The 16424-nt window shown below is 40.7% G+C and carries 10 protein-coding genes; 7 read left to right on the top strand and 3 right to left on the bottom strand.

Going from position 1 to position 16424, the window contains the following annotated elements:
- The first annotated feature begins 138 nt into the window (after positions 1-138).
- A complete protein-coding gene (locus tag IPO83_17340) occupies positions 139-2271 on the top strand; it encodes a S9 family peptidase (protein MBK9733019.1) in 2133 nt (710 codons plus the stop codon).
- Between the two features lie 161 nt (positions 2272-2432).
- A complete protein-coding gene (locus IPO83_17335) occupies positions 2433-2912 on the top strand; it encodes a DUF962 domain-containing protein (protein ID MBK9733018.1) in 480 nt (159 codons plus the stop codon).
- 126 nt (positions 2913-3038) lie between these two features.
- Here the strand turns inward: IPO83_17335 and IPO83_17330 are convergent, their stop codons facing one another.
- Positions 3039-5399 (bottom strand): TonB-dependent receptor, encoded by a 2361-nt coding sequence (locus IPO83_17330; protein MBK9733017.1) that lies wholly within the window; start codon positions 5397-5399, stop codon positions 3039-3041.
- Between the two features lie 141 nt (positions 5400-5540).
- Here IPO83_17330 and IPO83_17325 point away from each other — a divergent pair, with 141 nt between their 5' ends.
- The 5 genes from IPO83_17325 (at position 5541) to IPO83_17305 (ending at position 14451) form a co-directional block, all read left to right on the top strand.
- A complete protein-coding gene (locus tag IPO83_17325; protein ID MBK9733016.1) occupies positions 5541-5786 on the top strand; it encodes a (4Fe-4S)-binding protein in 246 nt (81 codons plus the stop codon).
- A 108-nt stretch (positions 5787-5894) separates the two neighbouring features.
- The gene (locus IPO83_17320) at positions 5895-6473 is read left to right on the top strand and encodes an NAD(P)H-dependent oxidoreductase (protein ID MBK9733015.1); all 579 of its coding nucleotides are present in this window, start codon (positions 5895-5897) and stop codon (positions 6471-6473) included.
- A gap of 378 nt (positions 6474-6851) precedes the next feature.
- Positions 6852-11735, top strand: a complete 4884-nt coding sequence (locus IPO83_17315) for a translocation/assembly module TamB (protein MBK9733014.1) — start codon at positions 6852-6854, stop codon at positions 11733-11735.
- 36 nt (positions 11736-11771) lie between these two features.
- A complete protein-coding gene (locus IPO83_17310) occupies positions 11772-14132 on the top strand; it encodes a BamA/TamA family outer membrane protein (GenBank protein ID MBK9733013.1) in 2361 nt (786 codons plus the stop codon).
- Between the two features lie 46 nt (positions 14133-14178).
- Positions 14179-14451 carry a DUF167 domain-containing protein gene (locus IPO83_17305; GenBank protein ID MBK9733012.1) on the top strand — a complete coding sequence of 91 codons (273 nt, stop codon included), beginning with the start codon at positions 14179-14181 and terminating at the stop codon, positions 14449-14451.
- 84 nt (positions 14452-14535) lie between these two features.
- Here IPO83_17305 and IPO83_17300 read toward each other — a convergent pair whose 3' ends face one another.
- Both IPO83_17300 and ribD read right to left on the bottom strand, forming a co-directional pair.
- On the bottom strand, positions 14536-15402 hold the full coding sequence (locus IPO83_17300) for an EamA family transporter (GenBank protein ID MBK9733011.1): 867 nt from the start codon (positions 15400-15402) through the stop codon (positions 14536-14538).
- Positions 15399-16412: a bifunctional diaminohydroxyphosphoribosylaminopyrimidine deaminase/5-amino-6-(5-phosphoribosylamino)uracil reductase RibD gene (gene ribD, locus IPO83_17295; GenBank protein ID MBK9733010.1), complete on the bottom strand. Its 1014-nt coding sequence runs from the start codon at positions 16410-16412 to the stop codon at positions 15399-15401. Before ribD ends, IPO83_17300 begins: the two co-directional genes overlap by 4 nt.
- Positions 16413-16424: the final 12 nt, after the last annotated feature.

Genomic DNA, 16424 nt, shown 5'->3' with positions numbered 1-16424 from the left:
AGAGGGTGTTAAACAACCTAAACAATATAAACTCTCTAAACATTTTCAAACCCTTAAACCCTTAAACATTTCAAACCCCAAACAACAACAGTTAATGCTTCGATTCCTATCTTCGCCAACTTACAACAAAGAACCACTATGAAAAAAAGTTGTTTTCCCCTATTGCTTATGATCGTCATTCAAGGTCTGCTGACCTCATTGCCTGTAGCTGCGCAGTTGAAATATCCTGACACAAAAAAGGGTGATCAGGCAGATGATTATTTTGGTACAAAAGTGAGTGATCCTTATCGCTGGCTCGAAGATGATAACTCGGCTGAAACCAAAGAATGGGTGACTGCTCAAAATAAAGTGACTTTTAATTACCTGTCGCAGATTCCTTATCGCGACCAGATCCGTACTAGAATTACCGAGATTTATAATTATCCGAGAACGTCGGCGCCGTACCGTTCAGGAGAATATTATTTCTTCACGAAAAATGATGGCCTACAGCCTCAGAGTGTTTATGTATATCAAAAGGGATTGACAGGAGAACCTTCCACTTTCATTGATCCAAATGCAATGAATGCTGCAGGAACAACATCCGTAAATTTTATCGGCTTTTCCAACGACCGTAAATACCTGGCTTACACAGTTGCAGAAGCAGGAAGTGACTGGCAGATTATTTATGTAATGAATGTCGCAACCAAAACCAAACTTGAAGACAAGTTGGAATGGACAAAATTTTCAGGTGCTGCCTGGTACAAAGACGGATTTTTCTACAGTCGTTATGATGCGCCTGAAAAAGGAGAAGAACTTTCAGAAGCCAATAAATTTCAAAAAATTTATTACCATAAACTGGGAGAAGCGCAAACCAAGGATGAACTTATTTATTCAGATAAGGAACATCCGTTGCGGTATCTGAACGCCCAAACAACGGAAGATGAAAAATTCCTGATCATCAATATTGCAGAAGGTACTGATGGTTCAGAAATCTGGTATATGGATTTGCGTAACCGTGCTGAAGGATTTAAAATGTTGTTTCGGGGATTCAGGTATAATTATTCAGTACTGGATAATGAAGGAGAAAACCTGCTGGTGCTCACCAATAATGAAGCACCAAACTACCGTGTTATTTCCGTTGATCCGAAAAACGCTGTGGTAGAAAACTGGCAAACTGTTATTCCTGAAAAACAGATGTTATTGCAAAATGTATCTGTAACTGGCGGAAAATTATTTGCTGAATATCTCCAGGATGCCACTTCGCGCATTTATCAGTTTGACCGAGGCGGGAAACTTGAGCGGGAAGCTAAGATGCCGGGTTTCGGCACAGTGGCAGGATTTACCGGAGAAAAAGACGATAAGGTGCTGTTCTATTCTTTCACATCCTTCACTACACCTTCCACGATATATAAATATGATATCGCTACAGGCGCATCTGAAGTTTACAAGAAGCCGGAAGTAAAATTCAATCCGGATAATTATGAAACGAAACAGGTTTTTTATCCCTCAAAGGATGGCACTAAGGTTCCAATGTTTATTGTGTATAAAAAAGGAATGAAGCTCAATGGTGAAAATCCAACACTGCTGTACGGATATGGAGGTTTTAATATTCCGCTTACGCCAAATTTCAATCCGTCCCGCATGGTATTATTGGAGAATGGCGGCATCTACGTCGTGGCCAACCTGCGCGGTGGCAGCGAGTATGGTGAAAAATGGCATGAAGCCGGAATGCTGTTAAAAAAGCAAACTGTGTTTGATGATTTTATTGCTGCATCAGAATATTTGATCAAAGAAAAATATACCTCGAGTGAAAAACTGGCGATTATCGGTCGCTCCAACGGCGGATTATTAGTGGGCGCCTGCGAAACGCAACGACCTGATCTTTATAAAGTGTGTTTTCCCGGCGTGGGAGTGATGGACATGTTGCGTTACCATACATTTACTGTTGGATGGGGTTGGGCTGTTGAATATGGTGCCAGCACTGATTCTGTCAACTTCAGAAATTTATATCACTATTCTCCCGTACATAATATCAAATCGGGAACAAGCTATCCGGCAACGTTAATAACTACTGCAGATCATGATGATAGAGTGGTGCCAGCGCATTCATTTAAATATGCGGCCACTTTACAAGCAGCGCAATCCGGTCCGGCGCCAACCCTTATCAGAATTGACACGAATGCAGGTCATGGTGGCGGAAGACCTGTTGCCAAAGTGATTGAGGAGGATACGGATATTTATTCTTTCATGTTTTGGAACATGGGCATAAAGACTGTGAAGACTCAGAAGTAATTGGGAAATATTAAAAGCAAAGGATAGGCATTAAAACAGTTAGATCGATAAGAATAATTTGAACATCGTTTGCCTGCGTATTCTTACGATTTAAATGTTTTTTTTCCAATGCGTACGTGCATAAATATTTCTATTTTTAAGTGCATCAAAAGTCACTCAGCATGAGCCAGATTCAATCACTATTGAATGAATACGGAGCAAGTCATCAAAATCCGACCAACAAAGCGGTGCATTGGATTTGTGTTCCGGCTATCATGGTTAGTTTGTTTGGTTTGTTGTGGAGCATTCCAATACCTGCTTTTTTTCAGCAGTTGCACTTGGGTCCGGTTGCACTTAACTGGGCAATACTATTTATGGCTGTTGCAATGATTTATTATTTACGGTTATCCATTCCACTTGCTATCGGAATGCTGTTCGTCGTTTCATTTTTTCTACTGATCATTTATCAATTATCACAAGTTACCGCATTGCCTTTATGGGCACTGTCACTCATCATTTTTGCAGTTGCCTGGGTCGGTCAGTTCTGGGGACATAAGATTGAAGGAAAGAAGCCGTCGTTTCTAAAAGATATTCAGTTCCTTTTAATCGGACCGGTTTGGCTGCTTCATTTTATTTATCGGAAAGCTGGGATTGGATATTAGTAATGAGAAGTGAGTAGTGAGTGAATAGTAGTTTGTCGGGAGTCCTCAGTCATTAAATAGGTATGATCTGCACTAATCCTGACAATTATAATCATCCGCGTTCCATTTTTTGTATTCATCCCAGGCTCAAAATTCAATCTTATAATTCAGCACCGGAATTAAAGTGGTCTGATAGGAAATAACAATCCGTTCCTGCTCCGGATCGTAATATTGATTGTATACATTTTCACGATTGGTTGTATTCTGAATATCGAGTGACCAGGTACTGGTTGTTTTCGGACGGTTTCGTTTGTAGCTGATTCCCATATCTACACGAAAATAATCCGGAATCTTTTGGGAGTAAGCCAAATTATTATAATAAACACCTGATCCGCTTTCAATGGATGATTGCAAATCAATTGGCGTTGTCCTGAAACCTCCTGAGTAGATCACTTTCGTATTGATTCCCAATACGCGGTTTTTGAACTTTCCTGATAAGATGAAATCTTTACCTGCTGTGAGCGAAGTAGCAAAATGACCATTGAACCGACTGTCTCTTTCAACACCATCAGATCCTTTGTATTTTGCCTGGTACAAAGACGTTGAAAGCAATGCATAGTAGTTGCGGCTGAGAAATTTTTCCAGTGTAAACTCAACGCCATAATTTTTTCCTGTGCCTGCATTAACCAATGCATTTGTAACATAATCACCGCCTCCGATATTAAGCATGCTGAATGAACTCAATTCATTTGCATCAACCGGTACATCAAACAAGGCCTGGTAATACAATTCGGTTTTCAGGTGCAGATCAGGAGTGAACAAATAATCATAAGAAACTACGAAGTGATTCGCTTTGGTGAATCCAAGATCGTGATTGGGTAAACTGATGCTTCCATCTTCATTCACTGTTTGCGAGAAGTAAGTGCCAATCGGTTGCAACTGGCTTACGAGTCCATACGCTGCACTTAAGGTTTGCCTTTCACCGATCTTGTAACTGATAGCTGCGCGCGGTTCCAGTGAATTTGAGTTGTTCAGCAAGAGGTGGAGGTAATGAAAACCTGCATTGAATGTTATGGCTTCATTCAATCTGAATTGCCATTGCGCATAAGTCTGCAGCGTGTAAGTATTTCCGTTGGCGTTGATCATTTCCTCAAGCTGATCTGTGCTGTCATTGACCGATTTGCCTGATAAATCATAGTGAAGATTTGAAACAATGACTCCTGCACGGAGTGCATTTCTTGAATCAAATTTATAGTTCAACACAGAGTTCAGTGTTAGTTTTTTCTGCGCGTAAGCAAGATCTTCATCTGTGATGGTGGTATAATCTTTTGTGAAGTATTCTTCCTTGTAACCATTTCCTGTATACGAATATAACAATGCCGATTTCAGATATGCTTTCTTGTTAAGGATGATGCCGTGCGTTGCACCTGCTGCACCGGTGTTGGCGTAAAAACGACTGCTGTATTTCTGATAGTCATATTCCCATTTTGTAGAATCCTTTTCCGCGATACCGGTTTCGTCGCTTAATCCGCCGAAACCGAATAAGGTGAAGTAACCTGCTTTTTTCGTTGGCAAATAAATATTGTAAGAAAGGTCCTGGAAGTTGGTTACATAATCATCCGGCAGTACGCCGATTTTTCCAAGAATGCTCAAAGTGGAGTAGCGATAATTCACCAGGTAGGAACCTTTATAATTGTGAGAGAAGGGACCTTCAGCAGCAACATTAATTCCGAGCACGCCAGCGCTGATTGTCCATTCCTTCTGTTCATTGTTTCCTCTTCTGAGTTTCAAATCGAATGCTCCGGATAATGCATTCCCATATTCTGAAGCGAAAGCACCGGTAAGAAAATCAGAGTTGGCCAGCAATTGGGAACTCAGAATTGAAATTCCGCCGCCTGAGCTTGCAACATCTGAAAAGTGATTGGGATTTGGAATGTCAATTCCTTCCATGCGCCATAAAATTCCATTGGGGGAATTACCGCGGATCACAATTTTGTTGTTGCCGTCATCCGCAGTTACTACTCCGGCAAATGAAAGCGCCATGCGCGCAGGATCATTTACAGCAGCAGCATACTTCTGTGTTTCAGCAACAGAGAAAGTGCGGGCGCTTACTGTTGACATTTCATTCAAAGGTTTTTCTCGTGGTCCCTCTGCAGTAACTACCACTTCTTCCCCTTCAATAATATTTTCTTCCAATTTAATAGTCAAGACTGTTTCCTTACCCGAATTCACTACGATATTTGGCAGCGTCAGCTCTTTATATCCAACATAAGATATCTTCAGAGTATGATTGCCGACAGGTACCTTTTCCAATTTGAAATTTCCGTTTTCATCGGTATAAGTTCCGATGAGCGGGTTGGTATTCAACAAAACAACGCTTGCATCTGACAATGGTGTTTCAACATGTTCAGCAGCAATAGAACCGCGTATCGTTTGTGTAATAACCTGCGATTGCGCAGTTCTTAAAGTAATGGATAATAAAATGACTATACTAAAAGCCTTTTTCATGAATTCGTTTATACCATAACGTGGTTCTTGAAAAAAGTAACAGCCTTGTTGAAAAAATATGCCCTTATGGATTGTTTTTTTGTGGCTGAACCAAATGCTGATAAAGTGGTTTTTATAACTTTAAAACCTCAATACGCGGTTATGGATAGAAAGATCACGAAAAAATACACCAACGGTGAAGTCACAATCGTTTGGAAGCCGGATGCCTGCAGGCATTCTGCAAGGTGTTTTACAGGATTGCCTGAGGTTTTTGATCCGGGAATAAGACCCTGGATCAATCCACAAGGCAGTACCACTGAAAAAATTATAGCACAGGTGAGCAAATGTCCTACAGGCGCGCTTTCCTTTTTCATGAATCAACAAGAGGAGACAAGTACTGAACAGTAACAACCCTGTTTATTTGCAGTTGATTTCAGGTATCCGGTGTATTTATGGCGTTGACTTTAAATAGTGAATTGAATAGCATAATAAACGTTATCAAACGAATCTTAACAAATGAATATCATTATTGTCTCAGGAAGCATTCGCGAAAATGCATCCACCAAAAAAGTGGCACTTAATCTCTTTAATCATTTTCAAAGGCACCACAATGTGGTGACTGAAGTGGTGGATCTGAAAGAGTACGATTACCCGATCTGGAAACAGGTTTTTGACAAGGAAGAAAATCCACCGGCAAAATGCATTCACTTGCATAAAAAGCTGAAGAATTCCGATGCCATGGTTTTTATAACACCTGAATATAATGGCGGCTATTCGCTTGCTTTGAAAAACATGATAGACTATTTCGGATTGAAAGTTTTTGAGAAAAAAACAATCGGAGTCACTGCTGTTTCAACCGGTGGCATGGGTGGCATTCGTGCAGGCCTGCAACTCCAGCAGCTTATCCTGGCTATTTACGCCATTCCTGTTCCGCAAATGCTCCTGGTTCCGAATATCCAGCAACGTTTTGATAATGATGGTGTTTTGCTTGATGCTTCATTTGAAAAGAATGTATCGACTTTCACGAATGAGTTTATTTGGTTGGCGGAAGCTGTTTATGAGAAGCACAGGGCGGTTGGGGTCAGTAGTGAGTAAAAAGTCGTTAGTCCTGAGTCTTTAGTAACTTTCATCTATTACTTCATATTTAATACTTCCCACTTACTACTTTATCCTTGATGCCAGCATGAATGTTTACGACGAAAATTGATTGATCGGAATATTAAAGGACATTATTCCCCATTGATGTGAGCAAATTCTTATTATGACTCATGTGATTCAAATTGATGGATTAAATTTATGGCGGGAAGATTGTTAATGGCGATTCCCGTTATTCAATCCTGAGATTTTATCAATAGACTTCCGACATACCTTCGAATTACCCTCAAAGCTTTGCTGTGGTGCATTGCGGGCATTGTATTTTTATTCATTACCCTTTTAATCTTATTGCAGACCTGTTGGTTTCAGAATTTTATAGTGGGGAAAGCAACTTCCTGGCTATCGGATAAATTAAAGACTTCTGTGCAGCTGGAAGAGATCAATCTTACTTTTCCAAAATCTGTTTACCTGAAAAATTTCTATATAGCCGACTTAAGGTCCGATACCCTATTGTTCATACACGAGCTTTCAGTGGATATCAGCATGAAAAGTTTGCTGAAGAATCAAGCTATCATTAATTCGGTTACCCTTAATGGCGCAACCGCGCACCTAACACGCACCTTGCCAGACAGCAGTTTTAATTTTGATTTTATCGCAGCAGCGTTTTCTTCTTCAAGCCCGGAACCGGAAGTGGCAGACACCGGCGCTTCATCGTTTAATTTATTGCTTGGTAAAGCCACGCTCGATAATATTCATTTCACTTTGCAGGATGCAGTGGGTGGTATGGTGGGTGTAGCAAACATTGGACATTTGGATGTGAATTTTAAAGACTTCGATCTTGCCAATCAAAAAATGCTGGTGGATGAGCTCAACTGGAATAATTCAATGGTTCATTTCTATCAAAACAAACCAGTAAAAAGTGATACCACCGCTTCTTCACCACTTACTATTCAGTTGGGAGCAAAGCATATTCATCTTGCTAACCTTGACTTGGTGTATGCTGATACTACGACACAATTAAGTTTAAGCAGTAAAATAACATTGCTGGAAGCTGATCCGGATACCATTGATATTTCAAGACTGATTTTTGATTTTAAGAAACTAAAAGCGGAACAGACTTCCTTTTATGTTGCCATTGGCACTTCATCAACAGTTGACACTTCATTTTCCGGAACATCAGACAGCAGCGCAACAGCTCTTATGGCCAAATGCGATCAGTTGACACTTTCAGGTTTCGATTTCCGCTTTGATGATAAAACTGCTGTTCCCGTAACAGACGGGATAGATTACAGCCACCTTGATGTGAAAGATGTTACCGGAAAATTCAGTAACATTTTTTACCAGGGAATAAATATCGCTGTGGATATTAACGAGATCAAAGCATCAGAAAAATGTGGTTTGAATATTAAAGAAGGGTTTGGAAAATTACGGATGACAGAAACCGGAGTCAGCTTCGACAGTTGCCTGCTCGTAACAGATAAGAGTACGATCCGGAATGGAGCAGGCATCCGTTACTCTTCACTGGAAGATATCAGTGATGATATTGGAAAGTTAGGAGTGTATGGAAATATGAAGAACGCGACGATTGCAGTGAGTGACATTTTATATTTCTATCCGCCGTTGGCGGAAAATGAATATGTGAAACCTTCCATTAACCGTTCATTGACCATTGATGGAAATATTTCCGGCACGCTGAATAACCTGCAATTCAAAAATCTGAAAGTGCGTACCGGCGCGACGGATGCTTTGGTAAGCGGCAGCATCAAAGGGCTTCCTGATGCAGATAAAATGGTGATGGATATAAAACTCTCACGTTTTTCTTCCACAAAAGCGGAACTGATGGCTCTGCTGCCTGATAGCTTATTGCCTTCTTCTATTGAGATTCCTGCATCGTTTACCCTATCGGGAAATTACAGCGGTACCATGGAAAATTTTAAGAGCGCATTGTTTCTTGAAAGTTCATTTGGCAACGCGATGGTGGTGGCCAATATGGAAAAGGTTGCAGGAAAAGACATTCAGCACTACGATGCGAAAGTGGACCTTGAAAATTTCAATCTTGGAAAATTACTGAAGCAGGAAGAAACAATAGGTATTGTAAATCTTTCAGCTACGGCTGAAGGCGAGGGATTTACTGTTGAAGAAATGAATGCAACAGTTAATGCGCATATTAAAAGTCTTCAGCTAAAGGATTATGAATACCGTGACGTGGAAATAAACGGAAAAATTGCTGACAAATCTTTTAATGGCGACGTATCCATAAATGATGATGCGATTGCATTTACATTTGATGGCGCGGCAAGCCTTAGCGCTGACAGTCCGGCCTATAATTTCCTGCTCGATGTTAAGTATGCTGATTTGCAGGCATTACATTTATACGATGATGATCTGAAATTTTCCGGTAAGGTAACAGGCAATTTCACAGGAAATGACCTGAGCACATTGAACGGTACCATCTTTGTTTCAGATGCTGCGATTGCTTCCGGCGGAAAAATTACAGCGCTCGATTCCATCAGTCTTAAAGCATCTTCCAACGAGGGAAAATATGACTGGACCTTCCGTTCACAAATTGTGGATGCAGACTATGCAGGCACCTCAAGCGCGGCGATTGGTATTCCACTTTTGATCAATCATTTCAACTATTATTTTAACAGCCAGACCTACCGGGAAGCAGATACACTTGGTCAGCAGTCATTTGATTTTGCAATCAGGGTGCATGATCAGAAAAATCTTTTGCCTGTTTTTATCACAGACCTTAATCGTATCGACCCTTTTCAAATATCAGGATCATTTAATAGTGCTTCAAAAGAACTGAAAGTAGTTTCCACACCTACTGACATTATTTATTCAGGCAACCTGATCGACTCACTTGTGCTGTTTGCTGAATCCACACCGGAGAAGCTGTCGTACAGCGTTGCAGTAAATAAGTTACAGCACGATACGCTTCAGATAAACCGTTTATCGTTAACCGGATTCGTTAGAAACGATTCCATCTATACAGTGTTTGCGATCAAGCCTGATACAAATCATGTTGATCTGGTAATGGGTGCTTCATTGTCGTCGTCAGGAAATAATATTTATCGTATGCACTTATTCCCTGATCAGTTAGTATTCGACAATCAAAAGTGGTTGGTGCCTGAGGATAACTTTCTGCAATGGGGTCCGCAAGGATTATGGTCGCACAACCTGAAAATTTCCAACGACAGCAGTTACCTGCTCGTGCAAAGCACGGAAGAACACGAGAACGCGCCACTGAATTTCACTTTTAATAATTTTGATCTTAGCATATTCTCGCAGATTATCGACACTTCGGCCCAGGTTTTCACTGGAATTATCAACGGCGATTTCCTGCTGAAAGATTTTAAGACATTCACCTTTAATTCAGCGCTCACCATCGATGATTTTTCTTTTTTGAATAATGAATATGGAAATCTTGCATTGAATGCTGAAAATAATGATCCGGGAAAATATGATGTTAAGCTCACGTTGCTTGGTGCCGGAAACGGGGTGAATGTAGAAGGGTTTTACCGAAGTAACGCCGAATCGAGCGAACTCCATTTCGACGCACTTATTGACAGCGCAAATTTTTCATTGGTCGCACCATTTGCCTATCCATATGTCCGTGATTTGAATGGCACGGTAAAAGGAAAACTTTCTATTCGCGGTAGCACAGATGCACCTTTAATAAACGGTTCCGTAAGTTTTGACAGTGCCGGCTTTGTGCTTTCCTATACCAATACTGCATTAAACCTTGGTAAAGAAACTATCTCACTGGATGGCGCAGGTATTCATTTTAATGGGCTTTCATTAATCGATCTGAATGGAAACAAAGCAACAATTAATGGCGCTTTGTTTACTAAAGATTACAGGAATTACCAGTTTGGTATTGATCTGAAGGCCAATGATTTTACTTTAATGAATTCGACCTCCGAAGTTATTACGGATTATTATGGACTGTTGAAAATTGACTGCAATGCTTCGCTGCGAGGCGATATCGACCGGCCTTCTGTTGATGTAAGATTAAAACTGAGGGAAGGAACGAATGTCACTTATATTTATCAGCGTTCTGATACCACCTTCAATACAGAAGAAGGCATGGTTGAATTTATCAGTGGCGGAGACCGGCTCGATTCAATCCTTGCAGCAGCACTTGATACGGTGCCATCTGTTTTCTCCGGCTATAGTATCACTGCTGCGGTGGAGGTAGACGATAAGAGTCAATTTAATATCGTGGTAGATCCTGTTGCAGGAGACAAGTTGCAGTTGAAGGGCAATGGATCCTTCAATTACGATGTAAACCCTTCGGGCAGAACGACACTCACCGGCCGCTATGAAATTTCCGAAGGCAGCTACAACCTCACTTTATATAATGTGGTTAAGAAGCAATTCATTCTTGATAAAGGCAGCTTCATCAGTTGGACCGGTGATCTGCTTGACGCCGACATAGATATCAGAGGACACATGGATGTTCGAACTTCCCCTTATGCATTAATTGGAGCACAGGCAGCAGGTGCTACAGATGAGCAACAGGCGCAATATAAAAACCCACTGGATTTTGATGTGTTTCTGATCATGCAAAACAAGTTGTTATCGCCGGACATTTCATTTGACATACAATTGGATGACAGGGACGCAGGTGCTCTCGATGGTATTGTAGATGCAAAACTTGCTGAATTACAAAAACAGGAGGGAGAGATGAATAAACAGGTATTTGCATTGATGGTGTTGGGAACTTTTGTTGCAGCTGATCCGACGGCCAGCACCGGAGCTTCCCAATATTTAAATGATGTAGCAAAAAGCAGTGTAAGCAATATTTTGAGCAGTCAGTTGAATAAACTATCAAGCCAGTACATAAAAGGAGTTGATGTGAATTTTGATCTTAAATCAGTTACTGATTATTCAAATGGTTATGAGGAGGAAAAGACACAACTTAATGTCGGTGTACGCGAACAACTCTTTAATGACCGCCTGCAAATCTATGTGGGAACAAATTTCGATATCGGCGGTAGCAGCGCTTTCACTGCTAATCCGAGTGATCTGAGCGGTGATTTTTCAATGGAATACCTGTTGCGTCCGGACGGTCGCGTACGTCTTAATCTTTTTCGTAAAGGAAGTTATGAAGGAATCTTTGAAGGTCAAACGATTGAAAATGGATTATCAGTAATCTACAATCGTGACTTCAACAGCTTCCGGCAACTTTTTATTGCCGGCAAAGAATTAGCTGCTGACAAAAGGAAAAAAAAGGAAGATGAAAAAGCAAAATAGAATTTAGAAAGCAATGAATATTTATTGAAGTTGAAAATGGTAGTAAAGAATAAAGTAAAAACAATGGTATGGTTTTGCTACGGATTTTCCACCCGTATCAGAATCGCTATATGGTGTAATGTTATTACCGGGGTCATTTTATTTTCTTCCTGCAGTAATACAAAATACCTTGCCACGGGAGAGGAATTGTATACGAAAGGGAAAATTGAACTGGATCAGTCATCAAAAAAAATTGCTACGAAGGATGTTATTGCCTCTTTAGAATCAGTAATGGTGCCTGTTCCTAATAAAAAATTCCTGGGAACTCGTCTTAAGCTGGCTATTTATAATCGTGTGAAAGAACCTAAAAAAGAAACAGGCTTTAAGCATTTTCTGAAATATAAATTAGGTGAACCGCCGGTGATTTTGAACGGAGCTGATATCAGGCGCACCGGTTTATTGATGGAAAACAGGTTGAATACTTATGGACATTTCAGAAGCAACGTAACTGATACCATTGCTCATAAGAAGCAAAAAGCAACCGTTACTTATTTTGTACATATTGCTCCGTCCTATGTGATTGATTCCGTATTTTTTCCGGAGGTAACTGATCGTCTTACCAGGAAAATCGATCTTGCCAAAGACAGTTCGTTTCTGAAACCAGGTGATACCTATAATCTTGAAACCATCAGCGCCGAGCGGTTGAGGATTGACAGGCTGCTTAAAATTGAAGGATACTTTTACTTCAATCCGGACCTGATTATAGTAAGGGTGGATACAACCATCGGCAACCACCATTGTAAAATGCACGTTGACCTCAAAAGGAATATTGCTCCGGAAGCACTTCGTTATTATACCATTGGCGACATTTATGTTTTTCCTGATTATTCTTTAAACAAAAAACCGCGGGAGCAGAATCAGACCGATACTATACTTGTTGACAGCATTCACTATGTTTCTTCCCAACATCTTTACAGGCCACATGCGATTTTAGACAATGTTTTTTTTCAAAAGGGTTTGATATATGATGTAAGAAATTATAACCTGACAATCGGGCGTTTGATGGCGCTCGGTGTATTCAAATATGGAAACATTCGCTTCGACGCGGACTCATTGCATGACGGATGGCTTACCACCAGAATCTTTCTTACACCATTTCCAAAAAGATCTATCAGGGGAGAAGCGCAATTCATTGGAAAGGACAACGGGTTTGCCGGACCCGGATTAAGTCTCAGCACCCGCAACAGGAATACTTTTCGTGGTGCTGAATTGTTTGTATTGAATTTTACAGGCAACTACGAATTGCAATTCTCGAAAACGCTACCGCCATTGCAATCCTTCAAATTCGGAATCACGCCACAACTGATCTTTCCAAAGTTTCTGGTTCCATTCAACCTAAAACGGACATCGAGCATATATGTACCCAAAACAAAAATTGAAACCAGTTACACCATTGAAAACCGGGAGGGATATTACCTGCTCAATTCATTTTATGTAAACTTTGGTTATAATTGGAAAGAGACCATCACCAAAGAACATTCCTTGATACCATTCAGCATTAACTTCGTTAACACGACCCAAACCACCGCTGCATACGATTCCATCATCAATCAGAATGAAGCCCTTCAGGAAAGTTTTGAACAGCAGTTTACGCTCGCTATTAATTACTCTTTCACTTTTACTGACCAGGTGTATGCATGGCGTAAAAACCCTGTTTATTTCAAAGGAATCGTGGAAACTTCAGGCAACGTGGCCTATGCAGCTCAAAGTTTGTTTAACGCTGAAAAGGGAACACCTGAAAATCCTTTTACCCTTTTTAACAATGCCTATTCGCAGTATGGATGGTTGTCGTTGGATTTTCGATACTACCTCGCAACGGGAAAAAAAACAAAGATTGCCACGCGCGTATTTACCGGATTAGCGCTGCCGTACGGAAATTCAGATGTGATTCCCTATTACAAAAGTTTTTCAGCAGGCGGCGTGAGTGACCTTCGGGGTTTCAGATCCCGTTCGGTAGGTCCCGGAACAGTTTACGATCGTGAGATTGACAGTGTTGGATTCTTTAACCAGGTTGGTGACATCAAATTAAGTCTGGCCATGGAATACCGTTTTCCGATAGCAGGTTATCTGAAAGGTGCTTTGTTTGCAGAGGGCGGAAATATATGGATGCAAAGCACGAAAGTGTATGGTGAGGAAGGGGTTTTTAAATTCGATCAGTTTTACCGGCAGTTGGCGATAGATGCAGGCATTGGACTCCGGTTAGATATCAGTTACGTTGTTATCAGACTTGACCTTGCAACAGCATTGCACAAACCATATGTGACTGAAAATAATGGTTGGATATTCAACCCATTTGCCAAAGATGATTTCGGCAGGAACAATTTGATTTTAAATTTTGGAATCGGATATCCATTCTGAAAATTGTCATTCAATTTTAAGCACTTCTTCATTTTTCTGAAACGCCATGAAACTTTACATCAAAATAAAACCCAACAGCAAATCCACTCAATTGCTAAAAGATGCAGCAGGAAACTGGGTACTGAAAGTGAAAGCTCCGCCGGTTGATGGAAAAGCAAATGAAGAGGTGATCAGGGTGTTGGCTAAAATTCTGAAGTTGCCTAAGTCAGCGGTTACATTATTGAGTGGACAAACAAATTCAAATAAGAGATTTGAGATTTCTGTATTAGAAGAGTCAAAAATTTTAAACCTGCTGGAAGATTTCATATTTGCTCCGTAGGAGCATGCCTTTGGTAGAAAAAAATGGCAGCAATTTTTAAGTTCGGATAGGAACGTTCATTTGGTAAATCTCCTTTACCGACAATTATGCAATAATCATTAATGCAATAGATAATAACGCAATCACAATACCTGCAATGTTAATTCGTGAAAGATGCTCCCTGAATAACAACCAACCACAAAATGCAGTCAGCACTACGATGCCCATATTGTTCACCGGAAATATTACTGAACTTTCCCAACCGGGAATGTTCAATGCCTTTAAAAGAAAATACATCGAGAAAAAATTCGGAATGCCTAATAATATTCCACCCACAACTGCTTTCCAGTCGGGTCGCTTATGCAGGAATATTCCGCGATAGATCAAAGCAATACTTCCAGCCGTGGCGGCAATTCCGAAAATAGTAATGTTGAAGACGTTAAATTCTTCCGCTGTAAGTAATTTGGCAAATGCATAATTCACTATAGAATCATTAATACCACTCCCTATAAATATGATCAGCGCAAGCAGCAACCCACGTGTATGCAGCGCATGTTTTTTTTCATCCGGCGTTACTGAAGTCAGATAAACTGCAACAATCGCCAGCAGCAATCCGAGCAACTTCACGATAGTTATTTCCTGATCATAAAGATAAATGGCAACGGTAACCGGAATGGCCATCGAGAGTTTACTGGCAACCGAAGTAAGTGTAACGCCGATGTTTGCCGCAACAAAAGCCATCATGTTGAAGATGAAGAAAAACATACACCCTAGAAACGCAGCAAACGGAAACCAGTCTTCGTAAATAATTTGTGCGGATGGAACAGCACCGGAAACGATCATGCCGGTAATTACACAGGTAATGTAGTTTACTACAATGCCCTGCATCATGTCAATTTTAAAGTGCTTGAAAATCCTGAATGTTATCACCAGGTAAGTTGAGCAGATGATGCTGAGAAATAGCACTATCATCGTGACGGATATTGAATGAACAATGTATCATCACCGACGTGCTCTTGTGAAAAAACAGAGGCGCTTATCCTAGGAGCAGCAATACCTTTTCCCAATACTCCCGGTGTAATAAAAATCCGTGCTTCATCCCACAATGCACCGTCAATAAAAGATTGCAATAACTTTTGCCCGCCTTCTACAAGCACCGATTGAATTTGACGCTCATATAAAATTGATAGAAGGTGATTCAACAATTGATCATTAAAATCAATGGTCACAAATTCCATATTTTTTAATGCTGCTTTCTTCTTTGAAGTAAACACAAGCGTAGGAATACTTCCATCAAACAAATGCAATGTTTCCGGAAGTCGGAGATGCCTGTCCAAAACAATTCGCAAAGGATTGTGCTGGCTCCATAACCTGCTGTCGAGTATAGGATCATCAACCAAAGCGGTTTGCGTGCCAACCATAATCGCAACTTCTTCACTTCTCCATTTATGAGTGAGTGTTTTAGAGAAATGATTGCTGAGGGAAACTTCCTGGTTTACCTCTCCTATAAAACCGTCTGCTGATTGCGCCCATTTCAAAATAATATAAGGACGTTTCTTTTCTATAAAATTCGCAAACCTGCGATTAAGGATCAGGCACTCTTCTTTTAATACGTCAACGCTCACTTTACAACCAGCCTCACGCAACTTTGCTATTCCCTTACCCGACACTAACGGATTGGGATCCTGCATTCCGATAATCACTTCAGGTATTTGCTTCTCAATAATGAGGTCGGCGCACGGTGGAGTTTTTCCGGTATGCGAACAAGGTTCAAGATTTACATACAGTCTTGACTGCGATAGAAAATGTAAATCGTCCTCTTTCACCGAAACAATTGCATTTACTTCCGCGTGTGGCCCGCCATATTGCTGATGAAAACCTTCTCCGATAATTTTATCACCATGCACAATCACAGATCCAACCAAAGGGTTTGGCGCCACGTTCCCGCTTCCCAGCATAGCAAGCTCTAAACATCGACGCATAAACAAATTATC

Source organism: Chitinophagaceae bacterium, from assembly GCA_016717285.1.
Classification (GTDB): domain Bacteria; phylum Bacteroidota; class Bacteroidia; order Chitinophagales; family UBA10324; genus JACCZZ01.
Note: the sequence above shows the minus strand (reverse complement) of the source record. Positions and strands in the feature narration are given on the sequence as shown.

Coding starts and splice junctions, on each gene's coding strand:
- IPO83_17320 (MBK9733015.1), top strand. CDS start 5,895: ATGAATATCATTATTGTCTCAGGAAGCATTCGCGAAAATGCATCCACC.
- IPO83_17340 (MBK9733019.1), top strand. CDS start 139: ATGAAAAAAAGTTGTTTTCCCCTATTGCTTATGATCGTCATTCAAGGT.
- IPO83_17335 (MBK9733018.1), top strand. CDS start 2,433: ATGAGCCAGATTCAATCACTATTGAATGAATACGGAGCAAGTCATCAA.
- IPO83_17310 (MBK9733013.1), top strand. CDS start 11,772: ATGGTAGTAAAGAATAAAGTAAAAACAATGGTATGGTTTTGCTACGGA.
- IPO83_17305 (MBK9733012.1), top strand. CDS start 14,179: ATGAAACTTTACATCAAAATAAAACCCAACAGCAAATCCACTCAATTG.
- IPO83_17300 (MBK9733011.1), bottom strand. CDS start 15,402: ATGATAGTGCTATTTCTCAGCATCATCTGCTCAACTTACCTGGTGATA.
- IPO83_17325 (MBK9733016.1), top strand. CDS start 5,541: ATGGATAGAAAGATCACGAAAAAATACACCAACGGTGAAGTCACAATC.
- ribD (MBK9733010.1), bottom strand. CDS start 16,412: ATGCGTCGATGTTTAGAGCTTGCTATGCTGGGAAGCGGGAACGTGGCG.
- IPO83_17330 (MBK9733017.1), bottom strand. CDS start 5,399: ATGAAAAAGGCTTTTAGTATAGTCATTTTATTATCCATTACTTTAAGA.